This window comes from Frankia sp. AgKG'84/4 (assembly GCF_023242965.2).
Classification (GTDB): domain Bacteria; phylum Actinomycetota; class Actinomycetes; order Frankiales; family Frankiaceae; genus Frankia.
The window spans coordinates 1-12,291 of record NZ_JALKFU020000109.1 but is presented as its reverse complement, the minus strand read 5'-3'; the positions used below and the strand labels follow the sequence as shown (position 1 = coordinate 12,291).

The following is a 12,291-nucleotide window of genomic DNA, read 5'->3' as shown; positions in this document are numbered from 1 at the left end:
CGGCTGGCCCGACGCGACCGGCGCACCGCGACGAGCGCCCGCTCGGCCCCGCCGCCCACCGCGACCGCGGGACGACGATGGTCCCGGGTGGGATCGGGACGCCCAGCCGCCGCGCCCGTCATGGTCCCGGCGCCGACGGGAAGGGCTGCGTCGTCGAGACCGGCGTCGTCGAGACCGGCATCGAGACCGGCATCGAGACCAGCGTGGTCGAGAGCGGCGTCGTCGAGAGCGGCGTCGTCGAGAGCGGCGTCGTCGAGAGCGGCGTCGTCGAGTCGGGTGTCGCCAGGACCAGCACCGAGAGGGCCAGCGATGTCGGGGTCAGCGATGTCGGGGTCGGTGATGTCGCTCAGCCGCAGCCGGCCGAGCAGGCCGGGCAGGCCGGCGAGGCTCGCGAGTTCCGCCCGGCAGACCGCGCAGCCGGCGAGGTGGATCTCCAGCTCCGAGCGGTCCGCCGGATCCAGCGCGCCCAGGACATAGGCACCCAGCGCGATCTTCGGGGCGGCGCAGTCACCTGTCACGTCGCCCACCCCCGTTCCTCCAGCGCCAGCCGCAACGCCCGTAGTCCGTAGTAGACCCGGGACTTCACGGTCCCGGGTGGAATTCCCAACCTCGACGCGGCCTCGGCGACGGAGCGCCCCAGGTAGTAGGTCTCGACGAGAGCGGCGCGATGCTCGGGGCTGAGCGCGCGGAACGCCTCGGCGACCTGCCAGCTCTCCATCGCGCGATCCAGCTCGTTCGCCGCCGGGAGCCGTTCCAGGGGTTCCGCGCCGACCTCCGCCGGGCGCGCCTGGCGGGCCCGGCGCTCGTCGACCACGAGGCGGCTCGCGACGGTGAACAGCCAGGGTCGCAGCGGCCGGCCGTCGGAGCCGAGCCGTCCGGCGTGCCGCCAGGCCCGCAGCAGCGTCTCCTGCAGCACGTCCTCCGCCTGGGCCCGGTCGCCGGTCATCCGGGTGACGAACGAGAGCAGCGCCTCGCCGTGTTCCTCGTACACGGCGCGCACGAACTCCGCGGCGGGGTCGCCGACCCCGATCTCACCGCCCCACCGCGCCTGCACGCCCACCATCACGTCCCATTCGGGCGCCCGGTTCAACCCACGGGCCTCGTCGAGGGACGAAGTCGTCCGTTCGGGTGTGCCGCTCGCCACCGGCACACCGGCACTCCCCGCACCCACCCCGAGCACACCCCGCACAACGCGCCCGGTGACGATGACGGGACGCGACTTCGGCGGGCCGGGCGGATGACCGCTGGAACCGCTCGCCGGGGGCTGGAGCGACGCGCACGCCATGACCCCACCGGCGTCGTGGTCGGCACGACCAGCACCGTCCGAACGGAGGCGCCGCAGCCCGCCTACTGGCCCCCCGGCACAGCGCGGCCGCCGGACGGCGCAGGGTGATCCGCGCCGCGCCGCTCAGGCCGCCGGCTCCGCCAGCACGAGAAGGTATTCGAACTCGTACCGACCCGGCCCGCCGGGCGAACCGAGGTACTCCCCCGTCGCGAACCGGAGCAGGTCGTTGTCGAGGGCGGCGAGGCGTCTGGGATCCGCACCGATCCGTGCGTAGGTCTCGACGACGGGTGCGAACGACTCCCGGTAGAGGGCACACCACTGCGCGGGTGAGCCGTCGAAGGCGAGACGGGCTGTGCGTCGATGGGTCGTCAGCCGGGCGACGCCGTCCCCGAACAGGGTCTCGACGTGCGCCGGGTCGCCCCACCCGGTCGACGTCGTCAGGCCGCCCCGGTCGATCGGCGCGTGCCGCTCCAGCAGGGCGAACAGCCGGCCCATCGCGCCCTCGGCGGTCCAGTTGGCCAGCGCGACCGTCCCACCCGGGCGGCAGACCCGCAGGAGTTCACGGGCGGCGGCCGCCTGGTCGGCGGCGAACATCACGCCGATGCAGGAGAGCACGACGTCGAACTCGCTGTCGAGGAACGGGAGCTGCTGGGCGTCGGCCTGCCGCCAGTCCAGGGTGACGCCACGGGCGGCGGCCGCCCGGCGGCCGCGGTCGATCAGCGCGGGGATCAGCTCGGCCGCGGTGACCTCCGCGCAGGCCTCCGCGGCGGCGATGGCCGCGTTGCCGCTGCCGGCAGCGACGTCGAGCACCCGGTGAACGGAGGTGACACCGGCCGCCCGGACCAGATCACCGCCGAGGCCGACCAGCAGCCGGGCAATCATCGAATAGTCGCCGCGGGCCCAGACCTGCCCGGCGGACGGTTCCGACGGCGTGGCCGGAACCGGTCCCGAACGTTGCACTCCAACCGGCCCCCCGGGCTCCTCAACATTCATGATCGCTCCTTCGCACCTCGGGTTCACGGATAGTTTCTTTGCAGGAGAGCAACCAGACAAAGACCGCGCCGGAGGACCGGGCCGGGAACGCATTGACGACCTATTGACCAACGTCCGCGACAGCGCCTGGCTCGCACTACGCACCGGGCGCGCGAATATCGTCCACCCAGCCTGGCCGATTCTTGTCGGCTGCCTCTCCCGCGCGCCACCGATTCATGCCATAGGACCCGTGAATCCGGTCACCGGGCGGGAATCAGATGGATGCGGTATAAGCACCAGACTAAACACCGCGTCACCCACGGCCACCGGCGGCGGGTAACGCGGGCCGCCAGGCCCCGCAGCCCCCCGCAGGCCCCGAGCATCGGAGAACCCCATGACCGCAGCCCCCGAGATCGCTGTCGAGACCTGGTCCGACCACGTCGCCGTCGTCGAGATCCGCCGTCCACCGCACAACTACTTCGACGCGCCGCTGATCGAGGCGCTCGCGGACACCTACGACGAGCTGGCGGCCGGCACCGACGTCCGCGTGATCGTCCTCGCCTCCCAGGGTCGACATTTCTGCGCGGGCGCCGACCTGGTGGGCACCAGCGCCGCCGAGCCGGTCTTCACCGGAAGCGGACCGCTGGCCCTGTACGCCGCGGCAAGCCGGTTGTTCACGGCCTCGCTCCCGGTCGTCGCCGCCGTGCAGGGTGCCGCGATCGGCGGCGGCCTGGGGCTCGCCCTGGCCGCCGACTTCCGCGTCGCGACGCCCGAAAGCCGGTTCGTCGCGAACTTCACCCGGATCGGACTGCACCACGGTTTCGGCCTGACGGTGACGCTGCCGACGGTCGTCGGCCGGCAGAAGGCCCTGGACATGCTCTACACCGGCCGGCGGGTGACGGGCGAGGAGGCGTTCGGGATCGGGCTGGCCGACCGGCTGGCCCCGGCGGACGGGCTGCGGGCGGCGGCGGTGGAGTTCGCCGCCGGGATCGCCGCGGCGGCGCCGCTGGCGGTACGCAGCGTCCGGGCGACGATGTGGGCGGATCTCGTGCCCGCGATCCAGGCCGCGACCGAGCGGGAGGCCGCCGAGCAGGCGGTGCTATACACCACCGCCGACTTCACCGAGGGCATCCAGGCCAACGCCGAGCGCCGCGAACCCCGCTTCACCGGCCGTTGACCGCGGCGTCCGCACCATCGGTGGGGCGATTCGCCGATGTTCGTTCTCGGTCGCCGTCGCAGCCCTGGCCGATCTGACGGGTTACCCCATCCCAGCTAACCAGGCGCCCTGGCGGTGTTTCAGCGACCACCGTCGGTCAGTTCACGGGCTCGACTCCCGCGCGGAACGCGGCGGTGGGAAATCCCCGGCGATCACTTTTCGCGATACGCACCGCAACACCCCTCGGCCGCACCCCGGATAGGCGTAGCCCAATGGTTCGCATATCCGGGTATGCCCGATCCGTGGAACCACCGTTCCGTTACCTTGTGCTGCCTCTGGCCCGGTCTCCGAACCCGCTGGTGCGCGCCCTCCCGGGCGGCACCGTCGAGGTCGGATTTCGGGCCCCTGAGGCCCGTCCCCACCTCGGCGGACGGCCCATGCCCGGCCCGGCACGGAAACGGTGAGGAATGAGAAAAACCCTGCGTTCGGTCATCGCGGCGGGTGCCGCTGCCGCCTGCGCGGTCACCGGCCTCGCCGCGTGCGGCGGGTCGGACATCCTGAGCCAGGCCAGGAACGGCGGCCCGGCGCCCTGCCCGACCACCGCGGGAGTCGACCGCGCCAGTATCGACCTCGGAATGCTGTATTCGGGTTCCGCCGACAACGGCGATACCAGCGCGCGCTTTCGCGCGGGTGTCGACGCCCGCCTCGGCGAGGTAAACGCGAAGGGCGGCATCAACGGCCGCCGTCTCGGCTACCGGATCGCCGACGATGAGGGATCCCCGTCGCTGAACGCCGCGGGTGCGCGCATCCTCGCCCGCGACGATGACACCCTCGCCGTCCTGCAGTTCAGCGAAGCCTCCGCCGGCTCCGCGAAGGTGCTCTCGGACGCCGGCATGCCCGTCGTCGACGGACAGATCACCGACCCTGGGATCGCGTCACGGGCGAACGTGTTCAGCTATTCCCGGCCGTTGGTCTCGCAGCCCGCGCCGAGCGGCTGGGGGGATTTCCTCAACGACCGGGGAGCGCGCCGGGTCGCCGTGGTCTCGCTGCAGCTCTCCCCCGGCACCCAGGCGATGGCGCACGCGGCCGAACAGAGCGTGCGCGCGGCTGACCTGCGCGTCTCGACGAGCCTGCAGGTCCCGGCCGGCCCGATCGACCGGCAGGCGTTCGCCGACCAGATCTTGGCCGCGGACGCCGACAGCCTCATCGCCTTCGTCCCGGCACCGACGTTCTACCAACTCGTCCGGGGTGTGCGCGAAGCCGGCCTCGGACTGGCCGCGATCATCGGCGGTCCCACCAGCTACGACCGCTCCCAACTCGCCGCGCTCGGCGACAAGGCGGCGGGCGTGTACGCGTTCCTGGACTACACGCCGTTCGAGATCAACGCGGCGGCCCATCGGCGCTTCCTCACCGCGCTCGCGACCCACGCACCCCAGGCGGCAGCCCTGCCCGACGGGCCCGCGCTGGTCGGCTGGATCAGCGCTGACCTGCTCCTGCGTGGCATCGCCGCCGCCGGGGTCTGCCCGACCCGCGCCGGAGTGCTCGCCGGCCTGCGCCAGCAGACCCATTACGACGCCGACGGGCTGCTGCCGGCGCCGATCAACCTCAGCCGCGGGATCACCGCCGTGACACCCTGCTACGACTACGTGCGGGTGAACCCGAAGGGCTCCGCTTTCTCCCCCGTCAGCGCCACACCGAAATGCGGGCACGTCCTGCCCACGCAGTAGGCGCCCGGACCGTGGTCCGGGCGCCTACCGTTCAGCTCAGTCCGCTGTTCGGCTCACCTCGCCGTCCAGCTCGGCCCACCACCGCGCTCAGTGCTCGGCCGGGTGCTCGCCGGAGTACTTGCCCGGGTGCCAGTCCCCATGCCACGGGCCCCACCAGCACTCACCCTTGTGCCAGGTCCTGGGGTGCCAAATCTTCGGGAAGTAGTGGCCGTGCCAGCTGAAGCCGGGGATCCAGTAGCCGGGTTCCCAGTAGCCGGGTCGGCAGATCCAGTGCTTGTCGCCGTGATGGTCGGGCGGCTTCTTCTCCGGTGCCTTGACCGCGGCCGCCGCTGGCGACGATGCGGCCTCCGCCGGTTTCGGCGACGGCGTCGTCGGTGTCGCCGCGCCGGCCGGCGCGGCGATCAGAAACACGGTGGAGGCGAGAACGATAGTCAGAACGAGATTGCGGAAAGCCTTGAGTACGGTCATGGCCATCCTTTCGAGAGTCGCGTTGCCGTGACTTCCCGACGCGCTTCTTCGCCCGTCGGAACCGCCGCACGGCGCGCCCCGACCAGATACCCCCGCCACCCTGCGTACAATCTCCGCCAGCATGGTCCAGTGAAATCTATTCGGCGAAGGATACGGGTCGACCTGGGAAAACCATCCGCACAATGCTCGAAACACGCCCAGCCCGACCTTTGATCTCAGGCCGGACGGCCCGGCCGACCGGTCGCCTTCCGGACGCGCGATGGCGGTCGCAGGGTGAATGTGGTCCGCTCACAGCCTGCTCACATCCCGAATCGGGATACTCGATCCAGAGACACCGCGCCGCCGGAGACACAGCACCGGCCAGAGACACCACCGGCCAGAGATACCACCGGCCAGCGACTGCACCGGCCAGCGACAGCACCAGCCAGCGGCAGCACCAGCCAGCGACAGCACCAGCCAGCGACACAGCACCGGTCACGCGGACCGCGAGAGGAGAGCCCGATGCACGACACCCTGCCGAAGGGTCTGCGGCTCGGGCCGAGCGGTCACCTCCTCCGATCCCGACGCGCGGCCCGCGCGGAGGCCAGCACCGAGGCGCGCACGCCGGTGGACCCCTGGGACCACGACGAACCGGCCCCGTGGGGCCGTCCCGGGGACGGCAGCGCGGGCGGCGAGCAACCACCGGATCCACGAGATCAGCGTGCCGGTGACGTCGAGTACGGGCCGCGTCGACCAGCGCGAAAGCGGCGCTGGGTCCGCCTGGTATGGCGCGCCCTGGCCGTTGTGTCCGCCGCGGTGGTGACGCTCGCCGTCGGCTTCGGGGTGCTGCTCGTCGCGACCCCGTCGACGTCGGACGCGCACGCCCAGGTCGCCGCCCAGGCGACGGAGCATCACGCGACGGCGCTGTCCGGCGCCCTGCCGACCCGGGTGGTACAGGCACTGATCGCCACGGAGGACAGCCGTTTCTACTCCCATCACGGCATCGACCCGGTCGGCGCCGTGCGCGGCGTCGTCGGCCCCCTGCTCGGTGACGACGACCAGGGCGGGGCGACCCTCGACCAGCAGCTCGTGAAGATCCTCTACACCGGCGGCCGCCGAACCCTCACCGACCGCGTCGAACAGACGGCGCTCGCGGTGAAGCTCGACGCCCACTACCCGAAGAACGACATTCTCCGGATGTACCTGGACACCGTCTACTTCGGCCACGGCTACTACGGCATCACCTCCGCCGCCGCCGGCTACTTCGGCCGCGTCCCGTCGGCGCTGACGTGGACGCAGGCCACCCTGCTCGCCGGCCTCGTCCAGGCACCGAGCGCCTACGACCCGTACAGCCACCTCGACGCCGCCCGCCGCCGCCAGGCCCACGTCCTCGACCGTCTGGTCGCCACGGGCCACCTCACCCGCACCCAGGCCACCCAGATCGCCGCAGACCCCCTCAATCTGCGCTGAGCGCCGTCATCCCCGGGGCGCGGATGACTCGGCCAGCGTCCGGCCGCCGTCGATGACCAGCGCCTGGCCGCTGATGTAGGCCCGTCAACGACGGGCCTTTTCGACCTCGGCGGCCGCGCGTCAGACGTCGCCGAGCAGCCGTCCGGCCAGGTAGGCGTCGGCGAGCGCGCAGCTTTGCCGGGCGAAGTCGGCGACGCTCGCCACCGCGTCGGAATGCGGGTGGGTGCCGAGCCAGGCCACCAGTAGCAGCCGGCGCGCCAGGACGAAGGTGGGAATCATCGCGACGTCGGCCGCCGTCAGCGGCAATCGACGCTGGTAGGCCGCGAGCCAGGCCGCGACGAGATCACCGATGCCCTCGACATGCTCGAGGAACGACAACGACGCCGCCAGATCCCACAGATACCACCCGAATCCGCAGTCATCGAAGTCAATGACACATACCTCGTCGCGGGCCGTGTCCCCGGCCGGCGCGGGGATCAGCAGGTTCGCGAGCCGCATGTCGGCGTGGACGAGGCCGAACCGCTCCGGCCCGGTCCCGAACCCGGCCATCTGCCCACGTATCACCTCGACCGCCCGCCCCACCAGCGCCACCGCCGCCCGCACCTCGGCGCCGGACATCGGCTCGGCGGCGAGCGCCCCGGTGAGCCCGTCGGCCCAGCTCCCCCAGCGCCCGGCGGCGCCGAGCATGGTGTCCCAGGTCCAGGCGAAGCGGGTGAATCCCGGCGGGCGCGACCAGTGCCGGGCGTGCCGATGCAACCGCGCGGTGATCTCGCCGAGCTGGCCGAACGCACCCGGCAGCACGTCGGGCGCCAGCGCCTGCGGCGAGTCACCCTCGATCCACTCGAACAGCACCGCGTGCCGCGCCACCGGCCCGGCGTGGACGGTCGCCACCGCCCCACCGGTGCGGGTCGGGACGACCGCCGGCGTGCGCACGACCGCGTCGGCGCGCAGCGCCGCCACCCAGGCGAGTTCCGCCCGGATCTCCGCGACGCCGTGATAGCCCGGCCGGTGCAGCCGCAACGCCCACCGCCGCCCGCCGGCGGCGTCCGTGACCTGGTACGTCACGTTCTCGGACACATGCAGCAGCGTGGCCCGGGGCTCCCCATCAAGATCGTAGGCGGCCAGCGCCGCGCCGACCGTGCGGTCGAGGCCGGCCAGCCCGTCCACCGAGGTAACGCCGCCCACCCGCGACCGCCTCCGCTCTCCCGCATCCGCACTCCCGCACCCGCCGGGCGATGCCCCCCGCGCCGGCACCGAGAATCTACGGCTCATCACGGCCTGGGCGCGGATCTCCGCCGGCCGAGCACCGGCATCCCTTTGCGCCCGATCAAACACGAAGCGTCATGGTAAGGTCATCGGCAGTTGATCCGGAAGCCGATCCGGAAAATCGTGAAGAGGCGGGATTCGATGATCCCAGTGGTCCAGGCGTCGATCTTCGTGAGCTGGTGTCACCGGGACGTCACCGCCAAGGACGATCTGCTCGACCGGCTGCATCTCGGCACCCTCGCGGACGTCGAGATCACCTCCTGGCAGGACTCCGACCTGCGCATCGGCGAGAACTGGGAGGGCCGCATCCTCGACCAGCTCGCCGCCTGCGACTACGGGCTGCTGCTCCTGAGTCCGGCTTTCTTCGCCAGCTCGTACATCCTCACCAAGGAGCTGCCACGGCTGCTCGGGCCGGACGCCGACAAGGTGCTGCCCGTGATGCTCAGGCGGGTCGAGCTGGACGGCTCCCGCCGGCTCTACGGCGTGGACGCCCGGCAGATCTACACCGGCGCGGGCGGGCGCAGTTTCACCGAGACTCGCGGCGCGAGCCGGGAACGCTTCGCGCTGGGCCTGGCCTCGGAGATCCGCCGCCGCATCCTCGCCGACGCCGCCTGAGCGCCGCGCCCCCGATGCCCCGTCTCCCCGACCGTACCGTCCTACGTCGCCTCACCCAGCTCGATGACCACCTCACCGGCCTGCAGTCCACCCGGCTGCGCCAACTCGCCGAACTGATCGACGAGGACGACCGCATCCCGCTGCCCCGCGCGCTGGCGGTGGCCACCCCTGGCGGCGACGACGCGAAGGCGCAGGACTCGTTCCGCAAGTTCCGTTCGGACCTGACCCGCCTCGCCCGGCAGGCGAAGGTTGATCTGCGGCTGGTCACCGACAGTCGCAAGGCGCCGCCGGCCGGCCGGTTCTGCTGGTTCGAGGGCGCCGACGGCACCAGCGAGGAACTGGCCGACCTGTCGCGGCGCCAGGCCGATCGCGTCATCGGCCAGCCCGTGCCAGCGTCGGTGACGGAGGTGCTGACCCCTGTCGTCCACATCGAGATCGCCGGGCAGGCGTCGGAGGCACTGCGCAGGCGAGAGCAGGTCTTCGTCGACCTGATGATCGACCAGGTCGAGGCGGTGCCCGGCTATCGCATCACCTCCGCCCTCGACCTCCCGCTCGGCGCGGACGTCGCGACTGAGCGCCGCCGCCTGCGGGCGTCGGCCGACGTCGTCATCGATCTCGACAGCGCCCGCGCGCGCAGAAAGCAGCCACCGGGTCGAACCACGCGCCGACCCCTCACCGTCGCTCTGGAGGGGGTGCCCAGCGGCGCGCGGCCCGCGAGCGGCACGGTCCAGTTCGAGGAACGCCCGTTCAGCCAGTGCGCGGGCCGCGACGCGCAGTTGCGCTTCGTGCGCGACGTTCTCCGGCTCGTCCAGGACCGGCTGTTGGAGCGTCCAGAGGCGCTCCCCAGCTCCCCGGCCGCCGCGTCTCCAGCACAGCGGCCCGAGCCGGACGGAGGCGCCGCGGACACGGCGGCCCGGTCACATCCGGACGCCATGGCGCGCCGGACACTGGGGGAAGCGATCGCGCGCCGCCTGGCGAGTGGAACGGCGTGGGACTACGAGCCCGTCGAGACGAAGATCGGTGAGACCGCGTTCGGCGCGGGCGGTTCCGACGCGGCGGTGCCGCGCCCGCTCGGCACGCCGACACCGGCCGTCGAACGCCTGCTTTCCTGGGCGACGGACGACGCGGCGGACGCCCGGCAGCTGTGCGCGCTGCTCGGTGACGTCGGCATGGGCAAGACGACGACCATCCAGATGTTCACCCGGGAGCTGCTCGCCCGCCGCGAGCGGGACGCGTCGCTGCCGCTGCCCATCCTGTTCGACCTGCGCGACCTGACCGCCGAATGGGCCCGCTCCGCCCTCGGCCTGAAGGAGATCGTCGCAGCCCTGCTGCGGGCCGGTGACCACGGCGGCCCCGACAGCGCCGAACGGCTGCTGGACCTCGTCGCCGAGGGCAACTGCATCCTGATCTTCGACGGGCTCGACGAGGTGCTCGTCCACCTCGACCCGCATGCCGGCCAGGTGTTCACCCGCATGCTGTGGCGGGCGACCGAGGATGTCCGCCGCACCCGCGACTCCGAACGCCAGGCGGCGCGGCCGAGCCGGCTGCTGCTGTCGTGTCGCACCCACTACTTCCGCTCGATCCGCGACGAAGCCGGGCACCTCACCGGCCAGCACCGCGACGGCCCCCGCGGCGCCGACTACCTGGCGCTGCTCATGTTGCCGTTCGACGAGGAGCAGGTCCGCGCCTACCTGACGGCGAACGTCCCCGGCCGCGACGCCGACCGACTGCTGGCGCTGATCGCCAGCGTCCACGACCTGGGCGAGCTGTCCCAGCGGCCGTTGACACTGCGGATGGTCGCCGACCAGCTCGACACGGTGGAACGGGCGAAGGCCGCCGGGCGGACCGTGCGGGCCGTAGACCTGTACGCGTCGTTCGTCGGGCAGTGGCTGGAACGCGACGAAGGCAAACACTCGCTGCTCCCCGAGCACAAGGAGCTGCTGATGGAGGACCTCGCCGCCCGGCTGTGGCGGGCGGGCCGGGCCTCCTGGTCGGCCGACGAGATCGAACGATGGATGCTGGCGTTCCTCGCCGAGCGCCCCGACCTGGAACTGCACTATCCCGCCCGGGCCCCGGCCCGCTGGAAGGACGATCTGCGCACGGCGACCTTCCTGGTGCGCCGCGACGACGACACGTTCGGCTTCGCCCACACCTCCCTGCGCGAGTTCTGGCTCGCCCGCTATCTGGCCCGCGCGCTGGAGCTGCCCGAGTCCTCGGCCCGCAACGCCTGGCAGCTCGGCGTGCCGAGCCGGGAGACCCTCGACTTCCTCGGCCAGCTCCTGGCCGGTCTGGACGGCGGACGGCGCTCGCGGTGCGTCGCGACGCTGCGCTCGCTGGCGACGGACCCGCCCGGCGGCCAGGCCGACGCCGGCGCCGTGCTGGCGTTCGCCTACGGCCTCGCCGCCACGCGGGCCGACCATCCGCATCACGCGCTGCGCGGGTCCGTGCTGGCAGGAGCCGACCTGGCGGGCTGGCGGATTGAGGGTGGCGGCCGGGTCGATCTCCGCGGCGCCGTCCTCGCGGGCACTCGGCTCGTCGGCGCCCGACTACTAGCCGCCGACCTGACGGGCGCCGACCTGACCGACACCGATCTGACCCGGGCCGAGTTCATGGACAGCGACCTGCGCGACGCGCGCCTACGCCGCGCCAGCCTCCCGGGCACGATCTTTCGCCGCTGCGACCTGCGGGGCGCCCACTTCGACGACTCCCACGCCTACCGCACCCAGTCCCTGCACTGCCGCGACGACGCCGCCCCCCGCCCAGGCTGGCTCCTGGCGCCTGCCTCACGCACCCTCACCACGCACGCCCGCCTATCCACTTTCGCCGGCCACACCGAAACCGTGACCGGCGGCGCGTGGAGCCCCGATGGCACCCACATCCTCACCACCAGCAACGACGGCACCGCGCGGATCTGGAACGCCACCACCGGCGAACACCACCTCACCCTCACCGGCCACACCAACCCGGTGACCGGCGGCGCGTGGAGCCCCGACGGCACCCACATCCTCACCACCAGCAACGACGGCACCGCGCGGATCTGGAACGCCACCACCGGCGAACACCACCTCACCCTCACCGGCCACACCAACTGGGTGACCGGCGGCGCGTGGAGCCCCGATGGCACCCACATCCTCACCACCAGCAACGACCACACCGCGCGGATCTGGAACGCCACCACCGGCGAACACCACCTCACCCTCACCGGCCACACCAACCGGGTGACCGGCGGCGCGTGGAGCCCCGATAGCACCCACATCCTCACCACCAGCGACGACCGCACCGCGCGGATCTGGAACGCCACCACCGGCGAACACCACCTCACCCTCACCGGCCACACCAACTGGGTGACCGGC

The 12,291-nt window shown here is 72.4% G+C and carries 10 protein-coding genes; 5 read left to right on the top strand and 5 right to left on the bottom strand.

Going from position 1 to position 12,291, the window contains the following annotated elements:
* From MXD58_RS09830 to MXD58_RS09820, 3 genes are all read right to left on the bottom strand, one after another.
* Positions 1-518 (bottom strand): zf-HC2 domain-containing protein (locus tag MXD58_RS09830; RefSeq protein ID WP_250609225.1); only part of this gene is annotated, 518 nt, incomplete at its 3' end.
* Positions 515-1,285: a sigma-70 family RNA polymerase sigma factor gene (locus tag MXD58_RS09825; RefSeq protein WP_248837317.1), complete on the bottom strand. Its 771-nt coding sequence runs from the start codon at positions 1,283-1,285 to the stop codon at positions 515-517. The genes MXD58_RS09825 and MXD58_RS09830, both read right to left, overlap by 4 nt.
* A 123-nt stretch (positions 1,286-1,408) precedes the next feature.
* Complete coding sequence (locus MXD58_RS09820) at positions 1,409-2,278, bottom strand: class I SAM-dependent methyltransferase (RefSeq protein WP_248837316.1); 870 nt, start codon at positions 2,276-2,278, stop codon at positions 1,409-1,411.
* A gap of 373 nt (positions 2,279-2,651) precedes the next feature.
* Here MXD58_RS09820 and MXD58_RS09815 point away from each other — a divergent pair, with 373 nt between their 5' ends.
* Together MXD58_RS09815 and MXD58_RS09810 are read left to right on the top strand one after the other, a co-directional pair.
* Positions 2,652-3,434, top strand: a complete 783-nt coding sequence (locus tag MXD58_RS09815; RefSeq protein ID WP_248837315.1) for an enoyl-CoA hydratase/isomerase family protein — start codon at positions 2,652-2,654, stop codon at positions 3,432-3,434.
* A gap of 446 nt (positions 3,435-3,880) precedes the next feature.
* Positions 3,881-5,140: an ABC transporter substrate-binding protein gene (locus tag MXD58_RS09810; protein ID WP_248837314.1), complete on the top strand. Its 1,260-nt coding sequence runs from the start codon at positions 3,881-3,883 to the stop codon at positions 5,138-5,140.
* A gap of 87 nt (positions 5,141-5,227) precedes the next feature.
* Here the strand turns inward: MXD58_RS09810 and MXD58_RS09805 are convergent, their stop codons facing one another.
* Positions 5,228-5,608, bottom strand: coding sequence for a hypothetical protein (locus tag MXD58_RS09805; RefSeq protein ID WP_248837313.1), 381 nt, complete (start codon positions 5,606-5,608; stop codon positions 5,228-5,230).
* 501 nt (positions 5,609-6,109) lie between these two features.
* On the opposite strand from MXD58_RS09805, the gene MXD58_RS09800 reads away from it, so the two are divergent.
* A complete protein-coding gene (locus MXD58_RS09800) occupies positions 6,110-7,057 on the top strand; it encodes a biosynthetic peptidoglycan transglycosylase (protein ID WP_248837312.1) in 948 nt (315 codons plus the stop codon).
* 120 nt (positions 7,058-7,177) lie between these two features.
* Here MXD58_RS09800 and MXD58_RS09795 read toward each other — a convergent pair whose 3' ends face one another.
* The gene (locus MXD58_RS09795) at positions 7,178-8,242 is read right to left on the bottom strand and encodes a phosphotransferase enzyme family protein (RefSeq protein WP_248837311.1); all 1,065 of its coding nucleotides are present in this window, start codon (positions 8,240-8,242) and stop codon (positions 7,178-7,180) included.
* Between the two features lie 222 nt (positions 8,243-8,464).
* Here MXD58_RS09795 and MXD58_RS09790 point away from each other — a divergent pair, with 222 nt between their 5' ends.
* The gene (locus MXD58_RS09790) at positions 8,465-8,938 is read left to right on the top strand and encodes a TIR domain-containing protein (protein WP_248837310.1); all 474 of its coding nucleotides are present in this window, start codon (positions 8,465-8,467) and stop codon (positions 8,936-8,938) included.
* 14 nt (positions 8,939-8,952) lie between these two features.
* The coding region (locus MXD58_RS09785; protein WP_250609223.1) for an NACHT and WD40 repeat domain-containing protein at positions 8,953-12,291 on the top strand (3,339 nt) is incomplete at its 3' end.

Excerpts from the sequence above, each read along its gene's own strand:
- MXD58_RS09825 (WP_248837317.1), bottom strand. The coding sequence starts at position 1,285 with ATGGCGTGCGCGTCGCTCCAGCCCCCGGCGAGCGGTTCCAGCGGTCAT.
- MXD58_RS09820 (WP_248837316.1), bottom strand. The coding sequence starts at position 2,278 with ATGAATGTTGAGGAGCCCGGGGGGCCGGTTGGAGTGCAACGTTCGGGA.
- MXD58_RS09815 (WP_248837315.1), top strand. The coding sequence starts at position 2,652 with ATGACCGCAGCCCCCGAGATCGCTGTCGAGACCTGGTCCGACCACGTC.
- MXD58_RS09810 (WP_248837314.1), top strand. The coding sequence starts at position 3,881 with ATGAGAAAAACCCTGCGTTCGGTCATCGCGGCGGGTGCCGCTGCCGCC.
- MXD58_RS09805 (WP_248837313.1), bottom strand. The coding sequence starts at position 5,608 with ATGACCGTACTCAAGGCTTTCCGCAATCTCGTTCTGACTATCGTTCTC.
- MXD58_RS09800 (WP_248837312.1), top strand. The coding sequence starts at position 6,110 with ATGCACGACACCCTGCCGAAGGGTCTGCGGCTCGGGCCGAGCGGTCAC.
- MXD58_RS09790 (WP_248837310.1), top strand. The coding sequence starts at position 8,465 with ATGATCCCAGTGGTCCAGGCGTCGATCTTCGTGAGCTGGTGTCACCGG.